This is a genomic window from Cerasicoccus arenae (assembly GCF_014651635.1).
GTDB lineage: Bacteria > Verrucomicrobiota > Verrucomicrobiia > Opitutales > Cerasicoccaceae > Cerasicoccus > Cerasicoccus arenae.
In genome coordinates this window covers 1-23,939 of record NZ_BMXG01000021.1, presented here as the reverse complement: position 1 = coordinate 23,939, position 23,939 = coordinate 1, and the positions used below count along the sequence as shown (strand labels likewise).

General features: G+C 54.2%; 21 protein-coding genes. 10 read left to right on the top strand and 11 right to left on the bottom strand.

Going from position 1 to position 23,939, the window contains the following annotated elements; all coding sequences use genetic code 11:
• Positions 1-76 precede the first annotated feature (76 nt).
• The 9 genes from IE065_RS14535 to IE065_RS14495 form a co-directional block, all read right to left on the bottom strand.
• The gene (locus tag IE065_RS14535) at positions 77-550 is read right to left on the bottom strand and encodes a Dps family protein (protein WP_189516383.1); all 474 of its coding nucleotides are present in this window, start codon (positions 548-550) and stop codon (positions 77-79) included.
• 67 nt (positions 551-617) lie between these two features.
• Positions 618-1,424: an MBL fold metallo-hydrolase gene (locus tag IE065_RS14530; protein WP_189516381.1), complete on the bottom strand. Its 807-nt coding sequence runs from the start codon at positions 1,422-1,424 to the stop codon at positions 618-620.
• A 174-nt stretch (positions 1,425-1,598) separates the two neighbouring features.
• Positions 1,599-2,198: a nitroreductase family protein gene (locus IE065_RS14525; RefSeq protein ID WP_189516379.1), complete on the bottom strand. Its 600-nt coding sequence runs from the start codon at positions 2,196-2,198 to the stop codon at positions 1,599-1,601.
• A gap of 64 nt (positions 2,199-2,262) precedes the next feature.
• On the bottom strand, positions 2,263-3,603 hold the full coding sequence (locus IE065_RS14520; RefSeq protein ID WP_189516377.1) for an MFS transporter: 1,341 nt from the start codon (positions 3,601-3,603) through the stop codon (positions 2,263-2,265).
• Between the two features lie 64 nt (positions 3,604-3,667).
• Positions 3,668-4,351 carry a potassium channel family protein gene (locus IE065_RS14515; protein WP_189516375.1) on the bottom strand — a complete coding sequence of 228 codons (684 nt, stop codon included), beginning with the start codon at positions 4,349-4,351 and terminating at the stop codon, positions 3,668-3,670.
• A 6-nt stretch (positions 4,352-4,357) separates the two neighbouring features.
• The gene (locus tag IE065_RS14510) at positions 4,358-5,134 is read right to left on the bottom strand and encodes an SAM hydrolase/SAM-dependent halogenase family protein (protein WP_189516373.1); all 777 of its coding nucleotides are present in this window, start codon (positions 5,132-5,134) and stop codon (positions 4,358-4,360) included.
• A 162-nt stretch (positions 5,135-5,296) separates the two neighbouring features.
• Complete coding sequence (locus tag IE065_RS14505; RefSeq protein WP_189516371.1) at positions 5,297-6,559, bottom strand: osmoprotectant NAGGN system M42 family peptidase; 1,263 nt, start codon at positions 6,557-6,559, stop codon at positions 5,297-5,299.
• A 10-nt stretch (positions 6,560-6,569) separates the two neighbouring features.
• Positions 6,570-8,255 (bottom strand): N-acetylglutaminylglutamine synthetase, encoded by a 1,686-nt coding sequence (gene ngg / locus IE065_RS14500; protein ID WP_189516369.1) that lies wholly within the window; start codon positions 8,253-8,255, stop codon positions 6,570-6,572.
• A gap of 29 nt (positions 8,256-8,284) precedes the next feature.
• On the bottom strand, positions 8,285-10,060 hold the full coding sequence (locus IE065_RS14495; protein WP_189516367.1) for an N-acetylglutaminylglutamine amidotransferase: 1,776 nt from the start codon (positions 10,058-10,060) through the stop codon (positions 8,285-8,287).
• Positions 10,061-10,224: 164 nt separating this feature from the next.
• On the opposite strand from IE065_RS14495, the gene IE065_RS14490 reads away from it, so the two are divergent.
• The 9 genes from IE065_RS14490 (at position 10,225) to IE065_RS14450 (ending at position 20,098) form a co-directional block, all read left to right on the top strand.
• Positions 10,225-12,021 (top strand): OPT family oligopeptide transporter, encoded by a 1,797-nt coding sequence (locus IE065_RS14490; RefSeq protein ID WP_189516365.1) that lies wholly within the window; start codon positions 10,225-10,227, stop codon positions 12,019-12,021.
• Positions 12,022-12,191: 170 nt separating this feature from the next.
• On the top strand, positions 12,192-12,938 hold the full coding sequence (locus IE065_RS14485; RefSeq protein ID WP_189516363.1) for a MotA/TolQ/ExbB proton channel family protein: 747 nt from the start codon (positions 12,192-12,194) through the stop codon (positions 12,936-12,938).
• Position 12,939: 1 nt separating this feature from the next.
• Complete coding sequence (locus tag IE065_RS14480; protein WP_189516361.1) at positions 12,940-13,488, top strand: ExbD/TolR family protein; 549 nt, start codon at positions 12,940-12,942, stop codon at positions 13,486-13,488.
• Positions 13,488-13,910 carry an ExbD/TolR family protein gene (locus tag IE065_RS14475; protein ID WP_189516359.1) on the top strand — a complete coding sequence of 141 codons (423 nt, stop codon included), beginning with the start codon at positions 13,488-13,490 and terminating at the stop codon, positions 13,908-13,910. The genes IE065_RS14480 and IE065_RS14475 overlap by 1 nt, the downstream gene beginning before the upstream one ends.
• On the top strand, positions 13,910-16,000 hold the full coding sequence (locus IE065_RS14470; RefSeq protein WP_189516357.1) for a hypothetical protein: 2,091 nt from the start codon (positions 13,910-13,912) through the stop codon (positions 15,998-16,000). Before IE065_RS14475 ends, IE065_RS14470 begins: the two co-directional genes overlap by 1 nt.
• A 117-nt stretch (positions 16,001-16,117) precedes the next feature.
• Positions 16,118-16,318 (top strand): ribbon-helix-helix domain-containing protein, encoded by a 201-nt coding sequence (locus IE065_RS14465; RefSeq protein WP_189516355.1) that lies wholly within the window; start codon positions 16,118-16,120, stop codon positions 16,316-16,318.
• 197 nt (positions 16,319-16,515) lie between these two features.
• Positions 16,516-18,204, top strand: coding sequence for a ComEC/Rec2 family competence protein (locus IE065_RS14460; protein ID WP_189516353.1), 1,689 nt, complete (start codon positions 16,516-16,518; stop codon positions 18,202-18,204).
• A gap of 6 nt (positions 18,205-18,210) precedes the next feature.
• Complete coding sequence (locus IE065_RS14455; protein ID WP_189516351.1) at positions 18,211-18,477, top strand: hypothetical protein; 267 nt, start codon at positions 18,211-18,213, stop codon at positions 18,475-18,477.
• Between the two features lie 58 nt (positions 18,478-18,535).
• A complete protein-coding gene (locus IE065_RS14450; protein WP_189516349.1) occupies positions 18,536-20,098 on the top strand; it encodes a PrsW family glutamic-type intramembrane protease in 1,563 nt (520 codons plus the stop codon).
• 11 nt (positions 20,099-20,109) lie between these two features.
• Here IE065_RS14450 and IE065_RS14445 read toward each other — a convergent pair whose 3' ends face one another.
• Together IE065_RS14445 and IE065_RS14440 are read right to left on the bottom strand one after the other, a co-directional pair.
• A complete protein-coding gene (locus IE065_RS14445) occupies positions 20,110-21,696 on the bottom strand; it encodes a glycoside hydrolase family 57 protein (protein ID WP_189516347.1) in 1,587 nt (528 codons plus the stop codon).
• Complete coding sequence (locus IE065_RS14440) at positions 21,696-23,288, bottom strand: glycosyltransferase (protein ID WP_189516344.1); 1,593 nt, start codon at positions 23,286-23,288, stop codon at positions 21,696-21,698. The genes IE065_RS14445 and IE065_RS14440 overlap by 1 nt, the downstream gene beginning before the upstream one ends.
• Positions 23,289-23,452: 164 nt before the next feature.
• Between IE065_RS14440 and IE065_RS14435 the strand changes: the two genes are divergently transcribed.
• Positions 23,453-23,939: DUF4912 domain-containing protein (locus IE065_RS14435; RefSeq protein WP_189516342.1), on the top strand; the 487-nt coding region annotated here is incomplete at its 3' end.

The following is a 23,939-nucleotide window of genomic DNA, read 5'->3' as shown; positions in this document are numbered from 1 at the left end:
TATCTTGTGAATAAACAATAAAAAGCCCGAGCTTTTTAGGGCTCGGGCTTCAAATGAAATAGTATGTTGCTGAACGCTATTTCAGGTAGCTTTCAAGCATCCAGACCGTCTTTTCATGAACTTGGATACGTGCAACCATGAGATCTTCAGTCTCAGCGTCACCGGCGTCACCAGCCAAATCACGGGCTTTGGCGGCGTTGCAGATCAATTCGCGGTGCAATTGCGACAGGTGCTTGACCATTTCCTTGTCTGTGGAGTTTTCCTTGATCTCAGCGAACCCCGCCATCTTGGCGAGATTACCTAGACCACCTGGCGCATAAGCACCGAGGGCGCGAATACGCTCCGCAAGCTCATCCACTGCGGCGAACAGCTCGGTGTACTGCGCTTCAAAGGCGGTGTGCAGCGCGAAAAAGCTAGGCCCTTCAACATTCCAGTGGCAGAGGTGAGTCTGGCCAAGGAGGGCATAAGTGTCGGCGACAATTTGGCGTAAAGCCTCAGTGACGGCACTGGCGTTGCTGGCGGTGGAGTTCTTGGATTTCTTTTTAGCCATAATGCTTAATGTTTAGAAAAGTTGAAATAAATGCAAGCGAGAGGCGTAAAAATAGGTCATTTTGCCCCTACCAACTGATGGCTAAATCATATTCCTCCCCCACTTCAGTGGTTGGGTCAAATACGTCGATGCGTAGGTTGTGGTTGCCATTGCGCAGAGGTTCAAATTGGCGGTGAACGAGTTCCGGGTCATTGCAGTCTCGGCTCAGATGCGCCAGACAAATGTGTCGCCAACGCGGACTAACAGCCTCCGCAAGCAGCTCAAATGCCGCATCATTGGATAAGTGCCCATGTCGCCCGCGAATGCGTTGCTTGGTGCTCCAAGGACGCTTCTCGCATTGTTCCAACAGCTCCAGATCGTAATTAGCCTCCAGCACCAGCAAATCGCACTCGCGAACCTTTTCGCGAACGAGTTGCGGAGCATAGCCGAGATCAGTAAGCCAAGCAACCTTGCGAAAGGGCGAAAACAGGCTGCCATCTCCGCCTTCAAACACATAACCCACCGGATCGTGCGCATCATGAGGAATGGCGAATGGAAAAACCTTCAAGTCGGCAAATTGAAAACTACGACCAGTCTCAAACAGCCCCCAGTTCACCTTGCGGTCCAGCTTAGCCTGAGCAGCGCGAGCGGTGTCTTGATTCGCGAAAACCTTTATGTGCGGTAGGCGGCTAAGAGCCTTCAGGCCAGCAGTGTGATCGCCATGCTCGTGCGTGATAAAAACCGCATCAATCGACTCTAGGGATTCGCCGATTGTTGCCAACATTTGCCGTAGGCGCCGCCCAGAAAACCCGGCGTCAATGAGCACCTTACAATGCGGCGTGGTCAGGAGCGCCGCGTTCCCCGAACTACTGCTGCCCAAAATGCGGAAACGCATATTTAAAGCATGGTAGTTGGCCAATTGCTTTCAAGGCGAATGTCTTCATCGGCACTAGATTCCTCGCGAAGCCCCAGTTCACCAAGCATTCTGGATGGACGACAGCAACGAGCACAAAGAAGCGCCCGGTAGATCACCGGGCGCTTTATGAAAATTCGATAAAGGTGCCTCAGCTCAGAATGTATCTTCAATCACAACCTCGTCGTAGGGCAATTGGCCAGGTTTGGCCCAGGCTTCCTTCGTGCCCTTACCAACGGCGATCATATAGCTGATCAGATGATTTTCTGGTAGCTTAATAATTTTGGCCACGGCATCGAAGTCAAAGCCATCCATTGGGCATGAATCGTAGCCCATAGCCTTGGCGGCCAGCATGATTGTTTGCCCGGCAAGACCGCAACTACGCATGCACTCATCGCGCTGAACCTGCTCACGGCCATCATAATACTGAGTAATCGCCGGGACCAGGAAGCCTTGAACAGGCTCAGGTGCGTCCTTCCAATAGCGTTCGCCCGATTTCCAAGCGTCTTTGTTGGCGCACATAATGATCAGCAAAGAAGCGTCCGTGACCTGGGCTTGGTCCCACGCAACGGCCCGGATTTCCTTACGCAGTTCGGGATTCTTGACCACTAGAAAGCGCCAATGCTGGATATTAAAGGCAGTCGGAGCCTGCAACGCAGCCTCCATTAATTGACGTTCTTCCTCGGCGGAAAAACGGTGTGTTGAGTCGTAATGTTTAACGGCGCGTCGCGCCTTGATCGCAGTGAAGGTATCCATGGACTCTCACTAAACTCAATTTCAGCCAAAGCACAAGTCTTGACGTGAAGATAAATGGAAAATATTACACACGCGTCTTGGCCTCCCATCTTTGCATCCGTTTGTCGTAGTGGCCAGCCAGTACCAGAAATACCGCCCCAATCACAAACAGAATCGACACAGAGCCCATCCCCAGACGGGTAGAAAAAGTCGGGTTCTCGGGGTTGTTATAGGCAGAGGCCACATAGGCCATGAGGAAAGGCCCCATTACGGCAGCGCTCTTGCCAATCATACTGTAAAAGCCGAAAAACGATACCTCGCGCCCAACCGGGATCAGCGTGTTAAAGTAGCTGCGGGAAAGCGCCTGAATCCCCCCCTGCACCATCCCAATCAGCGCCGCCAAGACGAACATTTCAGAGATATCGATGCCAAACACCTGGATCGGCTTGGTGTCAAGAAACGCCCCGTAGGCAGTCACGCCCACGTAAAGTACAATGGCGACAAACATCATTTTGCGCGGCCCAACCTTTTGGCCCGCCCAACCGAACAAGATCGCACATGGCACGCCAAAAATCTGCACAATGAAGAAGGCTTGGGTGATCTGATCTTCCGCAAAGCCAATCGTCGTGCCGTAATTGGACGCCATCATGATGATGGTGTTAACACCGTCGATGTAGAATAGATATGCTGCGAGGAACCAGAGGATCGGCTTGATAGCCCATATTTCCTTAAGGGTCGATAACGTGTCTTTTGCCCCCATCCAGGCCATCACAAAGAACGGAGGCCGGTCTGGCCGGGGCTTTTCCTTAATATTCATGGCCAGCGGAATCGTGAACACCGCCCACCAAACGGCGGCGACCAGAAACATCACTTGAGCCGCAGCAACCTTGGTGACTAACAGCGTGATCAACAACAGCACAAAGCCAGCCGCATAACCAAAGGAGAACCCCAGTCCGCTGACGAAGTGACGCTTTTCCGGCGTGGAGACCGTCGTTAGCATGGAATCGAAAAAGATGTTGCTCGAATAGAAACTTACCGTGCCGATGATGTAGATCAAGCTCGCCATTTCATAGTCGCCTTTGCCAATGAAGTAACAGCCCGCCGTCGTCACCACGCCCACCGAGCAAAACATCAACAGCAGACGTTTCCGCAGACCACCAAGCTCGCCAATGCTCCCGAGAAAAGGCGCGCAAATAGCCACGAGCAAACTTGCGATGGACACCGTCCGCCCGAACCAGGCCGTTTGGTCTCCATCGCTCAAACCCGCAGCGTAAAAGCCTTTGTAAAGCCGTGGAAAAATCAACGCTAGCACCACCATAGCATAACCGGTGTTGGCCCAGTCGTAGAACGCCCAGGAAATCGTCTGTTTCATGGACGGCGCGGCCGTGGTCGGGCTGGTCGGCTCAGTTGGAGAAAGGCTGCTCATAGTAGTAAGTGCGGGGACAGCGTGGCGCGGCAATTTCCGGGCCGCCAGCTAAAAACGTGGTCTTTTAACGCGTCTCTGCGTGGTGGGCCTGCGACGTGGTCAAGCCAACCAGCCGGCCAATGAAGACTGCGATGAACAGCACGCCACTGACCGCCGCTCCAATACTTGCCGCTCGGGCAGCGTTGCTGACGGGGACGATGTCACCGTAGCCCAGCGTGGTCAGCGTAGTAAAACTGAAATACAGGAAGTCCATCGGCGTGCTCATCCCGTTTTGGTCGAAACTACTGCTCACCACGAGACTGCCGGGATGTATCAGCTCAATTGCTGCGAACAGAATAGCCCAATTAATGCCAAGCAACAGATAGACCGCAATGCCACCGCAAATCACGTCAGCGGTAATTTTTTTTGCCTCTAAAATGGATCGAAGAATAGTCAGGTTAATATAGCCGTAGAATGCTAATTGGAACGGCAGCGGGATCAGAACATCGGTCCCTGTTAGATAGGAACGCGTGCTGAGCCCGTAAGCTATGATTCCGAGCAAAATGGCGATAAACAACGTGCGGCGCTCCCCCGCCACTGCCCTCAGACCAAAAACCAAAGTCAGCATGGCAATAACACCAAGAACTGGCGCGCCCCAGTCGTCATCGTCAACGATCGGCACCAAAATGATCAGGAAGAGTAGGGAAAGCAGCAACCAGAAGTATTTGCCCAGCACAAGCGAAGTAGACGTTCTCGGTGGCGTGAGCATTAACTACTACAAAACCACCTCGACGTGCTGGTCAAGGCGTAGATCAAGTAGTTGGGCAGCGTTACCCCCATTGACTGCGATTTCCAGCAAGCCCCCGCTCCCAAAATACGCCAAGGGCTGCCCCTGCGGTGCGTCACTGAAGGCCTTCAGCAACGACAGCCGACGCGGATGCAGCGAAATCACGGCATTAGCCAGCTTGTAACGTCCCTTGAGTTCATCTTGACGCAGGTTCGTGATCGCATTGCCGTAATGGTCGATATAGAGGATGCGGCCATGGGCCTCGTCATCGTCATAGATCGGCTCAGGCCAGGGAACGGTCACCAATCCAGATATTTCGGGGCCAACTTCGCTCACCTTAATTTCCCCCTTGGCTAACCGCGCCGCCACCGGGCCAAAGATGTCTCGCCCATGAAAGGTATGCGTAACGACTTCGCGGAAAAGGTAGGCATTGGCAATCCGATGGCAGCAAGTAACTTGGTCGCCCAGCCAACCAAAGAGTCCGTTGTCCGGCCCAACGAACAATCGGCCTTCAGCCTCCAATGCAACGGGTAAACGGTCTGAGCCAACGCCCGGATCAACAACTGCCAGAAAGACCGTTCCGATTGGGAAATCCTGCCAGCACTGACTCAGGATAAAGGCACCAGCACTGATATTCCCCGGCTTAATCGCATGTGTGATATCAACAATATTACACGAAGGGCAGATGCTGAGCACTGCGCCCTTCATGGCAGCAGCGTACCAGTCTTGGTCCCCAAAATCAGTGAGGAAAGCGATTGTGATCATAACAGAAACTTACCTCGGAATCTCACATTTTGCGAGCGAGGAAACTGCATTCAAGTTGATTTTCCTTTAGCATGCCCCCCCCCTCAAGGCTCATTTTCAAATACAGGTTTCGCTCAAAAAAAGATCCGTGCTCAGGGCCCCCCCCTTGCCTTGCTAGCAAGTTTACTTGGCTTTTGGCGCGAGACGCTCCGGAGGCGGGACTTGGGCAGTTGATTCCGTTTGCTCAAGTTGGGTGAGTTCAACGTCGGTGACACGAACCTCCGGAAAGTCCTTGATCGAAGTCAGCACTTTTTTCTGCTTTTTGTAGATGAGCGGGCTCTGGGCATATGCAATAATCAAGCGCGTGACGGCTGTCAGGGCGTCCAGATGAGTGCGTTCGTAGCCATGAGAGGCGTCTAGCCCAAACGTAACCAACGCCGTACGGATATCATTACCAGCTTCGAGGGCTGAGGCGCTGTCGCAGCGGTAGTATTTGAAGATGTCACGCTGGTGAGCTATCTCGTTCTTCTTGCAGAGATTGAGCAAGTGATGCGTCAGGTGGAAATCGAACGGCCCTGTCGAGTCAGCCATCGCAATCGTCGCCCCGCGCTCCTGTGAATTCTGTCCGGGCGCGCAGGTGCCGTTATCAATGGAGACTAACTCTGCCACATCTCCGTGCAAAATCGCCGAAGCACCCGAGCCGACCTCCTCCGAAATAGTGAATAGCAAATGGCACTCGACTGGCAACTCGATCTGGTGCTCGTTGAGATACTTCGCAGCTGCCAGCATGGTCGCGACGCCAGCCTTGTCGTCGAGGTGACGGGCGTTGAGATAACCGTTGGCAAGGAATTCCGCCTGTGAATCTACCCCCACGAAGTCTCCGATCTGGCAACCGAGCTTTTCGAGGTCCTCCTGTGAAGCGGAGTCTTGGTCGAGTCGAAGCTCAAGATTATCCCAGGTACCGGGCTGCGTGTCGACCTCCTCATTATAGACATGACCTGAGGCCTTGAGCGGTAGAATCGTGCCACGGTAAACGGTTTCGTCGGTGTAGACGGACACACGTGCCCCTTCAGCGAATCGCGCCGACCAAGTACCGACAGAAACCAACTGAAGACGGCCATTGGGCTTGAGGCACTTGACCATCGCACCAAGTGTATCTACATGGGCAACTATCGCGCGGTCAGGGCTGTAGGCTCTCCCCGGCAAAGTTGCGCGGACAGCTCCACGGCGAGTCATTTCATACTTCAGACCAAGCTGGTCGAGTTCGTGGCATAGCTCGCGGATAATGGGGTCCGTGTAGCCGCTAGGGCTATGGATGCTGAGCATCTTTAACAGCATCCGCTGGAGATAATCCTCGTCAACAGCGAGCGGCTGAGCCGAAGCAGTCGGTTCCTTATTTGAGGGGCCAGATTTAGTCGGGGCCTTGGTAACGTTTTTTTTGCTCATGTGGGCGAAATTATTGCTCGGCAACGGGTGGTGCGGCTTGGGCGATGATGCTTTGCGGAAAGAGGAAATCGATAAACTTCTCCGCCGTCGGCTGAGGTTCATGGTTGGCAAGGCCAGGGCGCTCGTTGCCCTCGATAATCACGTAGTCAGGCTGGTCGGCAGACTTTACCATGAGGTCGAGCCCGACGACTGGCATTTCCAGCACTGCAGCGGCGCGGATCGACGCCTCTGCGAGCGTAGGGTGTAGCTTATCTGTGACGTCGTGGATCGTGCCGCCCGTGTGGAGGTTCGCAGTTTTGCGTACAGGAATCGCCACTTCTTTTTCTAAAACGTCCTCAAGGGCGTAACCGGCCATGCGGACGCAGCGTTCTGTCTCTTTGTCCAGTGGTATTTTGCTTTCGCCGCCCGTTGCGGCCTCACGCCGGCGACTGAGCTTTTCGATGAGTTCGCGTATCGTATGCTCTCCGGTGCCAATGACGCTGGGGGGGCGTCGAACCGCCGCGGCGACCACCTCTTGATTGATCACAATCACGCGAAGATCTTGGCCTTCGACGAATTGCTCGATGAGGACTACGTCGCTGAACTCGCGGGCTTTTTCCACCGCGGCTTCAAGGGATTCTTCCGAGCGGACATCGACAGAAATCCCCTGCCCTTGCTCGCCAACCAACGGCTTGACGACGACGCTCTTGTGGCGGTTAAGAAACTGTAAGTTGCGACGAGGCTCACCGGCCAGAATTTGATCAGGTGTCGAGAGATCCGCAGCCTTTAGAACTTCATGCGTAAACTGCTTGTCCTCGGCGCGTTTTAAGGCGATGGCAGAGGTCATTGTCGTCAACGACTCCCAGCATGTCACCGATCGACCGCCTAGACTGAGGCGGAAGTAATTGCGCTCCGGCGAAATCGGGTCCACCGCAATCCCGCGGCGTAGGGCTTCGTTAATAATGATTGTTGCGTAGGGGTTGTAGCCATCAGGGGCCGGTGCACCAACGAAGAGGCGCTCGTTGATGCGATTGCGGCGCTTCGCTGCGAAAATGTACATGCGTTCGAAGCCCATCTTTTCGTAAAGGCGCTGCGCATTCTCATTGTCATGGATAACAGACACATCCATGTATTCGCGGCCCAATTGAGAATAATGCTCGATGATGTGCCGCACCAGCGAAGTCCCGACACCAGGCAGCTGGGCTTGGGGGTCCACACCAACGGCCCACAGGCTACAACTGTTGGGCATATGTTCGCCACAAACCTGGTGGTTCGCGCCCATCGCCACGCCCAGCACGTGACCGGTTTCATTTTGCACCGCAATGAAATATGTGAAGCCCTCGGCATGACGATTATCCCAGACGTAATCTTTGTCGAGCGGCACCATCTTGAGCGTGGTGTAGATGCGGTTAATTTCATCCAACTCCTCCTTGTGCGCCAGCTTGCGAATCTCAAAGCCAACTGGCGTTTTTTCCGATGGCTTATAGTCACTGAGCAACAGCCGGTAAGTGTTGGATGGATCGAGAAATATCTGCTGCGGCGCACAGTTCAGCACCAGGTGTGGATCGAGCAGGTAGAGCGCAATATCACGTTGTTCGGGATGCTCGGAGAGGATGGCGGCCGCCAAGCTTTCCGGCGAAGGAAAGGTGTCTGCGAACATCAGGCGACCCCAGCCGCATTGGAGCGTTGTGCCTGGTTTGGAAGTGGTTGTATCCATCGTGGGCGTGTTTGGAATGAAATGATAAACTAGCCGACACCGTGCGTTTGCAGCCATTGCTCAAGCAAAGCAAGTTGCCAAAGCTTGGAACCGCGCAGTGGCGTGATGTGTTTTTCTGGATCAGCAAGAAGTTTTTCCACGTAAGTCGACTGGAAAAGTCCACGTTGGCGTGCTGTGTCGTTGAGCACAGCCTCACGAGCAAAGTCGAGAAACGGCCCACGCAGGTATTTCAGCGCAGGCACCGGAAAGTAACCCTTGGGCCGATCAATGACCTCGTGCGGGATCACTTTTCGGCCAGCTTCCTGCAAAATATACTTACCGCCGTTCTTGATTTTCAACTCGGCTGGCACGCGGGCCGCAAACTCCACCACTTCGTGGTCGAGGAACGGCACACGGGCTTCCAAGCTCGCCGCCATGGTGTTGTTGTCGACGCGCTTCACCGGATCGTCAACGAGCATTACGAGCGCGTCGAGACGCATGGCTTTATCAATGGGTGCTTCGGCTCCAGGCATCGCAAAGTGGCTCTTCACGAAGTCGCGGGCGTAGTCTTCCTGCACCCACTTTTCAGCCATTAGCTCACGGTAATCAGCAAAGTCGCGGTCAAAAAACGCTTTCGAATAACTGGCGAGTGGATCAGTGCTACCAATCATCGGTGGATACCAATGATAACCGCCAAAAATTTCGTCTGCCCCCTGCCCGCTCTGGACCACCTTCACGTGCTTAGCAACTTCTTGCGAAAGCATATAAAAGCCAACGTTGTCGTGGCTAACCATTGGCTCAGACATCTGGCCAATGCATGCCTTGAGCGCGGGCAATGCCTGCTGTGAATCAATTGGTAGCTTGTGGTGCTTCGTTTGGAAGCGGTCCACGATAATGTCAGAGTATTTGAACTCGTCGCCAACTTCGTCGCCCACGGTTTCAAAGCCGATGGAAAAGGTCTCGACCTGCTGGGTCGAGTGCTCCGCGAGCAGGCCCACGATGAGACTAGAATCAAGCCCGCCCGAGAGCAACACGCCGACGGGCACATCGGCAACGAGCCGGCGTTTCACCGCGCGGCGCATGACATCAAGCGTCGCATCTTCCCAGTCATTTTTGGTCCAAGATTGCTGCTCGGCAGTCATACCATAGTCGAGCATCCAGTAAGATGACTGCGTCATTTTACCGTCCGGTTCGATTACGGCAACAGTGGCTGGTGGCAGTTTTTTAATACCGTTTAAAATCGTGCGTTCGGGCGGCACGATCGAATGAAACGTCATGTAGTAATTGAGCGCAACAGGATCAAGCGAGGTGTCCACTTCACCCGCCGCAACAAGCCCGGGCAGACTGGAACAGAAGCGGATTCTTTTAGCATCCTTGCTGAAATAAAGCGGCTTGATACCCACACGATCACGGGCAAGCGTAACTCGGCCGGTATCGCGTTCGTGAATCGCAAAAGCGAACATCCCGTTCAACTTCTTCACGCAATCGGTGCCCCACTCCTTGAAGGCTTTCAAGATGACCTCGGTGTCGCCGTGACTGAAAAAGCGGTAGCCCCTTCCGATCAGTTCTTCTCGCAGTTCCGGGTAGTTGTAGATCGCGCCATTGAAGACAATCGTCAGGCCGTTATCAGAATCTACCATTGGCTGCTGGGCCGCTTCGGACAGGTCGATAATCTTCAAGCGTCGATGCCCGAAGGCCACTGGACCTCGTACAACCATCCCGTCGCCATCAGGGCCACGGGGGATCATTTCACACATCATTCTCGTCAGGCCCGCCGTATCCGGCGACTGGCCATCGAATCGCATTTCTCCGCTAATTCCGCACATAAGATTTTGGTAGCCGCGCCATGCTAATTGAATATGGCGCAGGGACCAAGACCATCCCAAACCAGCGCTAGAGTGTCAAAGGCTAATGGCCTAAAAGTCCCTCCATCACCTGTCCAGGGGGATAAACCCTTGCCATTACCTGCCATCCGCCGGTATCACGCACCATGGCCACCCCAGAACGACAACTGACAGTGCGCGCCATCGCTACCGGCTTTTTGCTGGGCGGTTTGCTGGCACCGTGCAATATTTACGTAGGCCTGAAGATCGGTATTTCCTTCAATATGTCCATTGCGGCGGCATTGATCAGCTACGCTTTTTGGAATAGTTTGAGCCATTACGGGAAAACACCTCATTGGGGCCTATTGGAGAACAACATCAACCAAACAGCTGCTTCCGCTGGTGCCTCGATTTTATCCTCAGGTCTAGTGGCTCCAATCCCTGCCTTGCAGTTGCTCACCGGTGAACCATTTCCCTACGCAATGCTCGTCATGTGGGTGTTCGTAGTCAGCTTCACGGGCATCATTTGCGCACTCGCAGTGCGACGGCAGATGCTGGAACGCGATGCCCTCCCCTTTCCCAACGGCGTGGCGACAGCGGAGACTATAACGGAAATTTATTCGCAAGGCAAAGAAGCTGCTTACCGTATTAAGCTGCTCTTTGGTGCCGCGGTGCTATCGGCAGGCGTCAAGTTTTACAATGTCTATGCCACGGCGAAAATCCCCAATCTGACCTTGCCGGAAAGCTGGGGCTTCAAAGCACCCACCAACGTCGCGGACCAGATAAATTTCGTCAGTTGGCGGGCAATCGGCATTGAGCTCCAACCTTCGTTGCTGCTCTACGGCTTTGGTGCTATCGTAGGCCCCCGTGTGGGCGTGTCGCTGCTGATCGGCACAATTGTCGGCTGGATGATCCTCCCCAAGGAAATGCTCGCTCAGGGTTGGGCCCTCCCAGCGCTGGATGGCAATTGGTACAATGCGCTCTATCAATGGTTGCTGTGGCCTGGAGTCAGCTTGATGGTCGCTGCCTCGCTAATGTCGTTCGCCATTTCCATCTTCGGCATCTACTTTAAAAAGACCAGCGCAGCTCAGAAAAACCAGGTAGCCAAAAATGATGCCGAACACTCAACCGGAGGCAAATGGCATTTCCCGCGCAGTTGGTTCATTATGGGCACTACAGTGGCTTTCGTGATGGCAATCATTGCGCAAAAGACGATCTTTGACATCCCACTCTGGCTTGGCTCCGTCGCCTTCGGCCTATCCTTCATCCTCGCCGTTGTGGCGGGACGTGTGTCAGGAGAGACGGGCATCGCGCCAATTGGTGCCTTGGGGAAAATCACGCAGGTAACGTTTGGTTTTCTGGCTCCGGGCAACACCACGACGAACCTCATGGCTGCGAATGTGACCGGGGGGGCCTCAGGGCAATGCTCGGACATGCTCCACGATTTGAAGACCGGGCAACTCATCGGCGCGAATTTGAAATCGCAGGTCATTGCGCAATTTTTTGGCGTTATCGCGGGCTCGTTGGCGGGTTGCGCGGCCTACAAAATCCTCATCCCCGACCCGAGTAAAGACCTCCTGACCAAGGAATGGCCCGCCCCCGCTGTCGCTGCCTGGAAGGCCGTGGCCGAAGTAATGGCCAACGGGGTGGAAGCCATGCCCGCCAGCACGATCAACGCGATCATCATTGCAGGCGTCATCGGCATTTTGCTTGCGGTGCTGGAGGCAATTGTCCCGGCCAAACGCAAGGCTTGGGTGCCCAGCGCATCCAGCTTAGGCTTTGCGCTTATCATTCCACCGTTCATCAATTTGGCCATCTTCGTTGGCTCAATGGCGGGCATCGTCGCGCAATTGATTAACCGGCACTGGGCCGCCAAATACGTAATCGTAATCGCAGCAGGCTTGGTTGCTGGAGAAAGCTTGGCTGGCGTATTTGAGGCGTTATCGAAATTTATCGGTCTCTAAACAATCCCCCCCACGATCACTTCACCCTGAAAGCGGGCTAGCTTTTTATTCCACATTTAAACTGCAAGGATTCTCGCAACTTATTGCGCAAAGACTCATATGATTAAAGGTGTTAGCAATCATGATTCCATTGACTAACACGTAGGAGAAAACCAGAGTTGCTATTTCTCATGATTAATTTGCGTAAAATTACCTTGCTGTTCTTCCTCCTCGTCTCTCACGCCTATGCTCAAGAAAGCACCTCCATTTCGCCGGAAACATCCGCGACCGGAACAATCGACTGGGTCGCCGAAATGCTCAAGGGCGGTGCAACTTCGATTGCACTGTTGGTCGTTGGTTTCATTGGACTAATCTTCTTCATTGAGCGACTGATCGTCTTGCGAGCGGGTAATTTTATCTCTGCCAAACTAGAACGGGACATCAAAAAATACGCTCAAGCTTCTGATTTCGAAGGGATCAGCCGTATCTCCCAAAAATCAAAGAGCGTTTTGGGCGACATTGGGCAATATGTGGCCACGCACACGCACATCCCTTTTGAGATCCTTTCCTTCGGCGTCACCGACATGATCGGGCGCACTGTCAGCCGTCAGCATCAGCGGACTTATCCCCTCGCCGTTGTGGCAACGATCTCGCCATTGCTTGGTCTCTTAGGTACGATTATCGGCATGATTGAGTCCTTCCAAAAAGTTGCTCTCATGGGTGACACCGGCGATGCCTCGGTGCTCGCGGACTCTATCGGCAAGGCACTCATTACTACTGCGATGGGCCTCATGATCGCGATTCCTGCATTGGCGAGCTACCACTTTTTTAAGTCCCGCGTTAACAGCTACGGCATACGATTAGAAGAATGTGTGGACGTGTTAATGTCTCCATGGCTCCACCCGGAAAACCAAGACGACGTAGCTGCCAAAGACTAAGATGGCTTCCGCCTCCTCAAAGATTACGCCCGTCAGCCAGGGAAAAGTTTCCCGGGTTGCGACGCTCCGACGCTTACGCAGTCGGCGACGCACGGAATCTGAGATCGAAGTCGACCTCTCTCCGTTGATCGACTGCGTGTTCCTCCTGTTGATCTTCTTTCTCGTCACCACGATGCTCAAGAAGCTGGAGAAGCAGATCCCCGTTGTGCTGCCAGACTACACCGTGGCGCTTGCGCCAGTAGCGGAAAACGATGTGATCATCTATGCCATCACCGCCAGCAGTGAGATCCTTCGCGCCAATGAGGGAAAACGAAGCATTGAAGGCCTCAGCTACCGGCCCCTCGAATCGCTAGATGTCGACCTGATAGAGCTTGCGACTGACAAGGGAACCGATGTCGAGATTCGTATCGACGCCGAGCGCGAAGTGCCCGTTCAAACCATCGTTGATACGCTCGACGCCATGGCGCTTCAGGGTTTTGAAAAAGTCGGCGTGCGCCTACGTCACCGCGAACGCGAATTCTTCGAACTCGGCAACAGGGGGTCCAACTAATGCCGCGTAACATTTACGATGAGGACAACGATGCCTCGCTGAGCATGTCTCCGCTGATCGACTGCGTGTTCCTCCTGTTGATCTTCTTCCTCGTCACCACGATGCTTAAGAAAGACCTCCACGAGGTCGACCATCTCAACCTGCCTATTTCGCGCTCGTCGCTCGAAGTCCCGCCCGATGACACCGTGCTGGCCATTGCAATCGACGCTGACGCCGTGGTTTACTTGGAAGGAGAAGAAACATCCATTGGCGCACTCATCGAAGAGCTAAAAATCATTGAGCAAAACGACCCCGAACGTCGTATCCGCTTGGACACTGACGAGAGCACACCTTTTTACCGCTTGGTCGAGGTGCTCGACGCACTCAGCTTCCGTAACCTGCGCAATGTCGGAGTGCGCACCTATCACGAGAAATACGATTAATGGCCAGTAACCTCACCAGCCACAAGCCCCTGCTTTTCGCCTTTTTGATTTCCTTCCTGTTCGTCGGTGCATTCTCTCTGACTCTTTTGCTCAACGAAGATTTGCGTCGCTACACCATTGCCCAGATCGAGGAAATCACCGACGAAAAAGGCGAGAAAGTAAAGCGTGTCAAAATCGAGAAACCCGAACCCAACGAAGAACAGGTCCGAGAAATCTCCCGGAACCAAGAGCGAAAAAAACGCGAAGAGCTCAAGAAGAAAGCCCGTGAAATGCGGGAAACAATTTACGAAATTGAGGAAGTCGTCGAGGCGCAGAAAAAGAACTTAAAGAAAAAGGATAATCCTTGGGAAAATATGGCCGATTCGGCGGATGAAATCGCTGAACTCAGCGAGCAACTCCAGAATAAACTAGCCGACGAGGCTGCCCCCGAGGCCGTGGAACCCACGCAGCCCAAGAGCGAATCCTTACAAGAAATCGCTGAGAACTACGCCGAATTTATTGAGGAACTCGCCAAAAGCACCGTCACCGGTAGTGACGCTCAAAAGGCGGTCACACAAGCCGAGGAAGTCGTCACAAAAGCAGACCAACTTGAGGACAGCTTGCGCGATGCAGAGCTTATGGCTCAAGGCGAAGATAAAGAGAAAGTGGCCGACCTCCTCCAGGAATCAAGTGACCTCACCAAGCGCGCGAGAGAAAATCTGCGACAAATATCGGCATTCGCCAAATCGCCACAAGCATTGCAAACGAAGGTCGAAGAGCCCGAAAAAACCGCTGATCCAAGTGTGCCCGAGATGGACTTGGAGAAATTGAAGCTCGATGATAAACTCGGCACTGCGATGGTCGAGGATTTCGACATCGAACAAGAGGGAAATGCAGATAGCCCCGACCTAAACGGCGAACTCGCCGACGGTGAAATTTCGCCACTGGGCAATGAACTCCCCAGTGATGCCACGCTAGACGCCTTATCCACCGCCGAACTTTATGAGCAAGTCCAAGAAATGTCTGGCATGGTTGACGAAGCCTTTGCCGAAGGACAAGCCGCCGAGATGGCCAACCGCAAAAGCCTCCCCTTAGAACAAGCTCGGGAACAGGTTTTCAAGCCAGAATCGTCCCAAGGCCCCGACCTCCAAAACGCGCTGAGTCAGAACCAACCATCCAACCGCGAAGAATTTCAGGAGTTCAATGAAGCGCTCGACTCCGCGGTCAACGCCGCGCAGCAAATGGCGCGCACCGCGGAGAACCGTAAATCCGCATTAACTGGTGAATCACCCGGCCAGCAAAATCAGGGGCCCAGCGGCGAAGCCCTCCAAGCCGCACTCCAACAGCGCAGCCAAGTCCAGGCTAAGATGTCTCTACTCGCAAGTAATCAAGGCAAGGGAGCGGGTAACGTACAGGACATGCGCGCCCTAATGGCCGAGAATTATGCACTCCAAGGCAGCGGCCAACAAAGCGGCGAAGGCTTCCGCCAAGGTCAGGCGCTTTCCATGACTTATGATACAGAAATGGCACCCGAGAACCCGCTTCCCTCGAGTGCCCGTCTCGACACCAAAAAGGTGCTTTCACAAGCTGTTCCCGGCAGACGCTTAGACATACGTTCCAAGCGCCAAGGCTGGATATTCCTCGACACATGGTATGTTATCGGCCCGTGGCAGCGCCCACAAAAAAAATCTTTTGACACAGAATTCCCCCCCGAAACTCTCGTTGACCTAGATGCCGAATATAAGGGCAAAGTGAATCGCTATACGAAGCAAGAGATGGATCTTAAATGGCGATTCGTACAGACGGAAAATATCCGTATCAATCCGCCCGACGAAATCAGTGACGCCGTATATTATGGTTACACCGAGGTTTTCTGTGAAGCCGCGACCGAAGTCACCGTGGCAGTCGCCAGCGATGATATGGCCAAGCTCTGGATCAACGATCTCGTTGTATTCGAAGACTCAGGACTCTCCTCTTGGCGCATGGACGAAGGGTTTCGCACGATATTACTTAAGCCAGGTTACAACACCGTCTTGATCCGCCTGGAGAATGGGCCAGCCGTCTGTTATTTTTCCGTATTGATGTGCCCTACCGAGGCACTGAGGAACTAACATAAATGTCCTTGATGGCCATCTTCTCTGTCTAGCCCATTAGACATCTTTGAAAATTGCTGACCATCAAGAAGAAAATGAGTTGATGACATCGGAAAGTTTACTATGCATGTGTCTATGGTGAAAAAGAAGACCACAACGAAGAAGGCTACAAAAACTGCTAAAAAGAAGCGGGTTCAAACACGTGCGCCGGGCATGACACAGATTTCGATCTCATTGCCCGCCGATTTGATTGACCGTATTGATGTGCTCGCATCAGAAGAAAATCGCAACCGGTCCAATTTTATTGCGACCGCTCTCGAGAAAGTAACGGAATAGATTAATACTCTATTTTTCGATGACTTCTTGGCTGGTTCTGGAGGTGGCTCAACCCCATCTTCGAACCAGCTTTTTTACATCCATATTTAGACAACGAAATTCCGTGAAGACCGTGAAGAATCGTGGATAATCATTGCCGAAGCAGATCGCTCCCAACTTGGCATACGCTAGAATCGATGAAACCGTTTGATGCTTAAATGGATAAAAAAGAAGAATCAGCGTTGCACGCGGTTCGGTTGGAGTCCGGTGCCCACACTCCCCTGCTCTATTTGCTGATTCCATTGATTCTTGGCTTCGTGTTGGCCACACGCTTTTCTGATAATTCAGTATCAATTATCTGGCTCATCGTTGCCCTGATCTTATGCATCGCTGCGACGTTTATCTCGGCCAAATTCCCTTCGCAAAAGACCCTCTATCTCTGGGGAGCCACTTTTTGTCTCACCGCAACGCTTGGCAGTTGGCTTTATTACGCACACCGCGTCCCCCCCCCCCCTGACTTATCACAGCAGCCCAATCGCGAGGCTGATGTCGTCATTGAAGTCGATCGCGTCTTCGCCTTGCGAAGCCGGGAATTGCGTATCGCGGGCATTGGCGAGTTAATCAACGCCCCGAAGTATGCGCCGCAATTGCGCGGGCAAATGATCTACTTTCAATGCTGGAAGGAGAACATCGACGCCCCCGTCGGCCGAGGCGGCAAAATCCGTATTCGCGGAAAACTGGAACCCACCCCCAATGATCCAGACGGTTTCGACGGCTACCTCCGCCAACAAGGGTGTTATCTCAAACTCAGCCAAGCCAGTCTCAAAGAAATAACTGCACCACAGCCTTGGCTATATCAACAATTCTCCCGCATCAATGAGCGTTGGCAAGCAATCCTGAAAACCGGGGCTGATTCGCCACGCACGAAACAGCTGGCAGGCATCGCCACCGCCATGCTACTGGGAGAAAAAGCCGCGCTCACCACCGAGCAAAAAGAACGCTATATCGCCAGCGGAACAATGCACCTATTTGCTGTCAGTGGACTGCATGTGGGCATTGTGGCAGGCCTGCTTGTGGCGGTACTCGCCGGGCTACGGATTCCGCGCAAGCTTCGGCCACTGATCGGACTTCTGCTGCTGATGGGCTATGTTCAGGTGACTGGCGCGGCACCCTCAGCAATTCGCGCTTGGTGGATGGCATTTTTCTTTTGGACCGCATTTGGGCTGATGCGCAAGCCGCAACCACTCTCCGCCCTCGCGTGCTCGGCCTTAGTCGTTCTGCTATTCGACCCACGCCAGCTGTGGAGTGCGGGCTTCCAGCTTTCCTACACGGTAGTTACGGGCTTATTGGTCTATGGTGTGCCGTTGCAAGACTGGCTCCGGCAACGTTTCGAGCCTTATCGCCTGATCATTGCCAATGACCTGACTCGCGCCCAACGATTTGTCCGTTGGAGCGTGAACGCCATGTTTGGCCTCTTGGCGATTTCCTTTGCGGCCACCCTTTACAGCGCGCCGCTAAGCGTGCGTTATTTTGGCGTGCTGGCACCCGGCGCTTTTCTGCTTAACATCCCGCTGGTCACACTGGCACCCCTCGCAATGACGGCCTCCATGCTGGCCGTGGTGGCGGGTTGGATTGGCTGGACGGCGGCGACAACATTTGCCAATCACGCCAGCTGGATTTTCATTGCCGGAATGGACGCACTTGGTCCGTGGCTTCCTGAAAACGCCCGAAAGCTCACTTACATTGGGCTGGCGCTGGCCCGGGTGTGGCTATGTGGTGGCGCTGGCTATGCTGGCCGCGGCCTTGCTTCTGGCGGACCGCCGAACGCCTGCCTGGGTGCGCTTTGGGCTGCCTCCTGTCCTCATGTTAGTCGGGCTTGTATTTGGCACAGAGTTACATCAGATTAGCGAACTATGAAAAGCGCCTACGAACTCGCCATGGAGCGTTTGCAGAAGGAATCCCCTTCTAGCGGACCCGTTACAGAAGATCTAAAAAAGCAACTCGCTGAAATTGACCGCGTCTATGACGCCAAGATCGCCGAACGTGAAGTCTATCTAAGCAGCGCGCGCAATAAGTCACGCGACCCAGAAGAGCGCCAGAAGCTCGAGCAAGAACTCGTGGATGAGCGTAAGAAAATCAACGCTGAGCGTGAGGCCAAGAAAGACAAGATTCGCAGCTAACCTACTGCTCGAAAATCATTGCCTTCGCGCATGAGCAGCCAATCGTTCAGTGCCGTTCATGCGTAATTTTTTCCGCAAACTCCCGCATCAGTCCTATCGTGGCCCCTTCCTCTGGAAGACGGCCCTGATGATCATTGCGCTAGGCATCGGCGTCGGCTTTGCCTTCCATATCATCGCACCCGATGAGGAGGCCTTGGTGTTGCTTGACATTCTCAAGAATCCCGATGACGCGCTAGACGCCATCAATGAGCTAACGCAAACCAACGAATCGCCCTTTGACGAAAAGCTGGACGAATGGGCCATGGCCTCGCGCCGGCGGATGACGGATTCGCTGCTGGACGAAGTCGATCAATCATCATTTACTGATCAGGAGAAATCCATTGCTCGCATGATGCTGGAGAGCATTCGAGGAGGCAGTGAGCCTGAGCCAAATCTGGTTAAACTCGCCGAGGACTCGCCTCCCGTGCCCAACAGTAATTACGCACTGGGAGCGTATTGGGTTGCACGCGAATATTACTTTCACGCGGCCAAGGCATTTGAACTTGAGGCAGCGGCAACGGACAACGAATCAGCACGCGAACAGGCCGTAGACATCTACTGGTTTCGACAGGCCTACTCGGACCTTATCCGCTTGATGGATCAGCCGGGCTACGAAGAACTGCTAACCGACGACCAATCGATTTTGCTTTGGCAGAAAGCCATTCTGGAAAAAAATTGGTCTGAAATCATTAAGCGAACCATCATCCGCCAATATACAAACCTCGAATGGCAGATTGTGCTCATTGCATTGTTGGCTGGCTTCGCGTGGTTTGCGTTTCTCATGCATGCTGCACGGCTCTGGAAATCATCGTCGAGCATCACGCTGTGCGTCGTTGCCGTCTTACTCGGAATGATGAGCACCACGGCGACCCTGCTCATGATCACCCTGCAAGAGGACTTCTTGGGCTTTTCTGAAAAGAACGACCTGATCGGCGGCTTGCTGTACTGCATTGCGGGCATTGGCCTGCGCGAAGAGTTCCTTAAACTGCTGTTCTTCACTCCGCTGCTGCCCGTTCTGGTGCGGCGCAAAGACCCGCTGTTGGCGTTGATTGTCGCTGGCTGCGTCGGGCTAGGATTTGCGGTTGAGGAAAACATGAGTTACTTCCACAGCAGCAATGCCTTTGACGGCCCCGGACGCTTCCTCACGGCAAACTTCTTTCATATTTCGGCAACAGCGTTGATAGGCTATGCGCTGTATCGCGTCTTCATTACGAAATGGCAGGGCCTGGATTACTTCGCGAGCATGTTTGGTATGGTGGTCATTGCGCATGGTCTCTACGATGCATTCATCATCGTCCCGGAGCTCATACCTTACAGCTTCTTCAGCATGATGATTTACGTGCTACTATGTTTCCAAATGTTCCAAATCCTCGACCAAATCCGGCCACATAAGCATCAGAAAATCAGCCTGAGCTTCGTCTTTACATTGTCGCTCTCGGTGGTGCTGGCAATTTGCCTCGGCTGGGGAGTCTCGCTGATTGGCTATGCAGGCATCCAGATAATCGGCCCGGACGTCGTCGGCCTAGGCATAGTGGTCATCATGTTCTTCCGCGCCATTAATGAGCCCATCACCAACTACTAAATCCGCCGCTCCTACGCTGCGTAGATGCGCCAGTTGATGTCGGGGAAGATGTTGTCCATGAGTTCGAGGGATTCGAGTTCCTTGGCGTCCACAGTGTCGTTGTCGAGTGCGTTGGCGAGGTATTGCAGTCGGCTGCAATGGTCACGCACACGGCGCTCGGCGTATTGGGCGGAGGTGCCGTTACTCACGATGAAGGGCCAATCGGAACTTTGCGCCAAGACAAGCTCGCGAGCGCATTGTTTGAGGGCACGCTCGGTGAGCTTCTTCACGGTTTTCTGGCCAGCAAACTTCTTGGCGACTTTGACCATGCGGTCACCGCAGGCCGTGACTTGGTCGAACATCCAATCGTTGGCGCCGTTGAGCCAATACTCGAAGTGGCCCTTGTGCCCCCAGGAGGACGTTGCCGGATAAGCAGTCTGGTGGACGGGGTTGCGGTCCAGATATTTGCCCAAGGAAATCGTTTCCAGCGAGTGCTGATCGTAGGCGGCCTTGCGGAGCACGTAGTCGACCCAGGTCGGGCCTTCGAACCACCAATGGCCAAAGAGCTCGGCGTCAAAAGGCGCCACAATGACCGGCGCCACTTCCATCGCCGACTCCAGATAATCAATGTGCGAAACGCGTTGGAAGAGAAACTGCGAGGCGTGCTGGTCCGCCTTCTTGCGGGCGCTTTCCGGGTCGTAGCCAGCCTTTTGGTAGCCGGGCCCAGTGATGCGGTGATACTTGATGCCGGTGTCAGAGCGGACGTCGCCCGGCAAAAATTTGCGCAGGTATTCGAAGTCGAGCTCGTGCCCGATGTCGCGATAAAATTCGCGGTAATTGCCGTCTCCCGGAAAGCCGGATTCCGCTGACCAGACTTGCTTGGTGCAGCCGTGGTCGCGCCCAAACGCCGCCACGCCCGAAGGCGTAAACAACGGCGCGTGCACGCCGTAAACCGGGGCGGGGTTTGAGTGCTCGATGCCCGCCGTTTCCGTGCAGAAAAAGCGGATACCATACTTGCGCAGGCGCTCGTCGAGCCCTGGATAATACGCGCACTCAGGCAGCCAGGCGCCGTTGGCGGGAAAGCCCATCACGGATTCAAAATAGGCAAATCCGTTTTCGAGCTGGCCTTCCATGGTCGCGGGATTCGCGGAAAGGTGCGGCATGAAACCATGCGTGCCCACGCAGCTAATGACCTCCAGATTGCCCTTCTCATGCAAGGCGCGGAAGCGTTGGGAAATCCGACCACCGCAATCCTCAAAATACTTGAGCGTGCGCTTGAAAAAATCGTTGTACCATTTGGCGAGGTAGCTGAAATGCGGGTCGTCCTTGAGGCGTTCCTGCTCGCGCTCGGTCAGCTCAATGAGCACGCGCATGCGGCGGGCATATCGGGCGCGGAGCAGCTCGTCCTCCAACATGGCCAGCAGTGACGGCGAGATGGAAATCGTGAGGCCCCACGGCACGCCATCGCGCTCCAGCGCGTCGAAACGCTCCAACAGCGGAATATAAGTTTCCGTGATTGCTTCAAACAACCAGAGTTCTTCCAGAAATTGTTCAAACTCCGGGTGCCGGACAAACGGCAGGTGCGCGTGCAGAACGAATGAAAGGTAGCCTTTAGGCATTACTGAGCGCCTCCATTAGCAGTTTTCAGAATGTTGTTATACAAAACGCAGAGTTCGATGGCCAAGTTGTCCAGCGATTGTGGCATGTTTGAATTATGGCGGGCAAAGGAATGTCCATTCCCCATGGGGTTGTGAAACATCTCTTGCAAACCCCAGATGACGGAGCCGGGATTATCGTAAACGACGAGTCCGTTCTGCCCATGGTTAACACAGCTGATGCGCGCCTGGTGCGTGGTAAGCACAGACTTGCCGTTTTCCAGCGCTAGATGCGCGAGACCCTCATCTTGCCAAGTCCGCGCCGGAATGATCACGAAGTCACAGGCCGCGAGCAGATCCATAAATTCGTCACGGGCAACATGCCCCACAAAACGAATACGCTCGCCAAAGGCACTGCGATGGGCGCGACTCTCAAGCTCCGAGCGGAGCGGGCCATTGCCAGCAAAGACTAATTGTGCTTCGGGATGGACGCCGCACACGTGCTCCATGGCAGTCATTAGCAAGTCAGCCCCCGCCGCATGGGAGATTTCCCCGGAAAAGAGCGCCATCGGACGAGCCGGGTTCAAATGGTAACGCTTTTTCACGTCGCCGGGATCAAATGCCTTGGGCAGCACGCCTTGGAACAGGTCGGGCAGAATGACGACACGATCCTCCGGCACCAAGCCATCGGCCAAAATTTGGTTACGTGTGTCGCTGTGCGCCGTGATCACCCAGTCCGCCAAAGCCAGGGCCTCGGCTTCTTGTTTAACCGCAGCCGGATCTAGCTCACGTCCGCGCAGTGCGGCGCGTTCGCGCTCGCTGGCATGGAGCGTGAGGACAAGCGGCGCCTTGGATTTCTTGGCCAATTTAGCGGCGGCGGGCGCCGAACCGATGTCATGCGCGTGAACGAGGTTCGGCTTGGCGGCGGACTTTTCACTGCCCTGCTGAAAATGCAGGCCAAGAGGCTCAGCAGCGGCGTGGAGATTCTTTAAATACTCCTGCAATCGGGCGGCAGCATCGGGCTTCGGCTCGTCGGCAAAGTAGGAAATGGTCAGGTCTTCGGCCAGAGAACCGCTCCAGCTAGTGTGCACCCGCTCGTAAATCGGCGCATCGAAGATGTTTTCCACCGGAATAATCCGCTCAAAGCGCCCGCCCACGTACATGCCGCGCATCGAGGTTTGGCCAGAGCGATGAGCGCGGTCCATGAAAACCGTCTCAGAGCGCGCGAGAGCGCGGTAGCGACCGTCTCGCAGACGAAAGCCGGTTTCGGCGAGAAAATAGCGCTCAATGCGGTCTGTTTTCCAATAATAGCGCCCCCAGAGGCCATTGACGTCGATGTCGAAAAAGCTGTGCGCATTGGTTCCGTTGAACTGAATCCAAGACACATCATAGAGCCGGAGCGTTTGGCGCGCACCATCAAATGCTTTCCCTTCTTCCTTTTGCAGCGCGTCGATCGAGCCCTTTTCCAGAGCCCAATGGAGATAGGCAAGCCCGGACTTAATCGGGACAAACGCTAGGTATTGACCAGGCGGCGTGGGGGTAAAGAGTTGGCCGATTTTCCAACCAACAGAGCGCATTTGCTCCATGGTTTCGGCTCCGTAGGCTGCAGCTTTCATGTAAGGACGAAGGGGTAGATACATGTTCATCAAGTCCCGGGAGATGGAGCAAGATAAAAGGTTTTTTCGGCGAAATTCACCGTTCTCGGACAAGCTGGCATAAGCTGTGCGTCAGGGCAATTTCACTTGACTCATCGTTACCCTGAATCATCCTGACCAGCCCAATGTCCAGTTCCCAATCACGAGTCGATAGCGGCGTACAATCCGACCCGGATACTCTGCGACGTATTGCAAAAGTGATTGATCACGAAGATTTTGCTATCGATCTCGCCTCGGAACCACACTTGATGCTGTTGCCAGTGGCCCCAGGCCGGTTTCATGCCCATTGGGTCCTAGACCCCATCACACTCAATGCCGGGCGTCATATGATGGGCGTCTCAGTCGATGCTTTAAAGCTCGTCCTACGGGCCTATGTATTTGCTCACGACACCCAAGACTATGCGCAAGCACAGTCCTCAGTCGATTTCCCCGTCGATGGCTTGGACAACAGCGGGTATTTCGACCTGAAGGATGAACCCCCATTTATCGGCGGAGTCCTTGGCCTGATCAATGCCTCTGGACATTTTCGACCGCTTTTGCGTGGCGGCTTTATTTCCCTGCCCCAACCAGCCCCCCCCCCTCCGCCAGTCGAATCCCAACAAAATCCCCCCC

Coding starts and splice junctions, on each gene's coding strand:
- IE065_RS14535 (WP_189516383.1), bottom strand. CDS start 550: ATGGCTAAAAAGAAATCCAAGAACTCCACCGCCAGCAACGCCAGTGCC.
- IE065_RS14530 (WP_189516381.1), bottom strand. CDS start 1,424: ATGCGTTTCCGCATTTTGGGCAGCAGTAGTTCGGGGAACGCGGCGCTC.
- IE065_RS14525 (WP_189516379.1), bottom strand. CDS start 2,198: ATGGATACCTTCACTGCGATCAAGGCGCGACGCGCCGTTAAACATTAC.
- IE065_RS14520 (WP_189516377.1), bottom strand. CDS start 3,603: ATGAGCAGCCTTTCTCCAACTGAGCCGACCAGCCCGACCACGGCCGCG.
- IE065_RS14515 (WP_189516375.1), bottom strand. CDS start 4,351: ATGCTCACGCCACCGAGAACGTCTACTTCGCTTGTGCTGGGCAAATAC.
- IE065_RS14510 (WP_189516373.1), bottom strand. CDS start 5,134: ATGATCACAATCGCTTTCCTCACTGATTTTGGGGACCAAGACTGGTAC.
- IE065_RS14505 (WP_189516371.1), bottom strand. CDS start 6,559: ATGAGCAAAAAAAACGTTACCAAGGCCCCGACTAAATCTGGCCCCTCA.
- ngg (WP_189516369.1), bottom strand. CDS start 8,255: ATGGATACAACCACTTCCAAACCAGGCACAACGCTCCAATGCGGCTGG.
- IE065_RS14495 (WP_189516367.1), bottom strand. CDS start 10,060: ATGTGCGGAATTAGCGGAGAAATGCGATTCGATGGCCAGTCGCCGGAT.
- IE065_RS14490 (WP_189516365.1), top strand. CDS start 10,225: ATGGCCACCCCAGAACGACAACTGACAGTGCGCGCCATCGCTACCGGC.
- IE065_RS14485 (WP_189516363.1), top strand. CDS start 12,192: ATGATTAATTTGCGTAAAATTACCTTGCTGTTCTTCCTCCTCGTCTCT.
- IE065_RS14480 (WP_189516361.1), top strand. CDS start 12,940: ATGGCTTCCGCCTCCTCAAAGATTACGCCCGTCAGCCAGGGAAAAGTT.
- IE065_RS14475 (WP_189516359.1), top strand. CDS start 13,488: ATGCCGCGTAACATTTACGATGAGGACAACGATGCCTCGCTGAGCATG.
- IE065_RS14470 (WP_189516357.1), top strand. CDS start 13,910: ATGGCCAGTAACCTCACCAGCCACAAGCCCCTGCTTTTCGCCTTTTTG.
- IE065_RS14465 (WP_189516355.1), top strand. CDS start 16,118: ATGGTGAAAAAGAAGACCACAACGAAGAAGGCTACAAAAACTGCTAAA.
- IE065_RS14460 (WP_189516353.1), top strand. CDS start 16,516: ATGGATAAAAAAGAAGAATCAGCGTTGCACGCGGTTCGGTTGGAGTCC.
- IE065_RS14455 (WP_189516351.1), top strand. CDS start 18,211: ATGAAAAGCGCCTACGAACTCGCCATGGAGCGTTTGCAGAAGGAATCC.
- IE065_RS14450 (WP_189516349.1), top strand. CDS start 18,536: ATGCGTAATTTTTTCCGCAAACTCCCGCATCAGTCCTATCGTGGCCCC.
- IE065_RS14445 (WP_189516347.1), bottom strand. CDS start 21,696: ATGCCTAAAGGCTACCTTTCATTCGTTCTGCACGCGCACCTGCCGTTT.
- IE065_RS14440 (WP_189516344.1), bottom strand. CDS start 23,288: ATGAAAGCTGCAGCCTACGGAGCCGAAACCATGGAGCAAATGCGCTCT.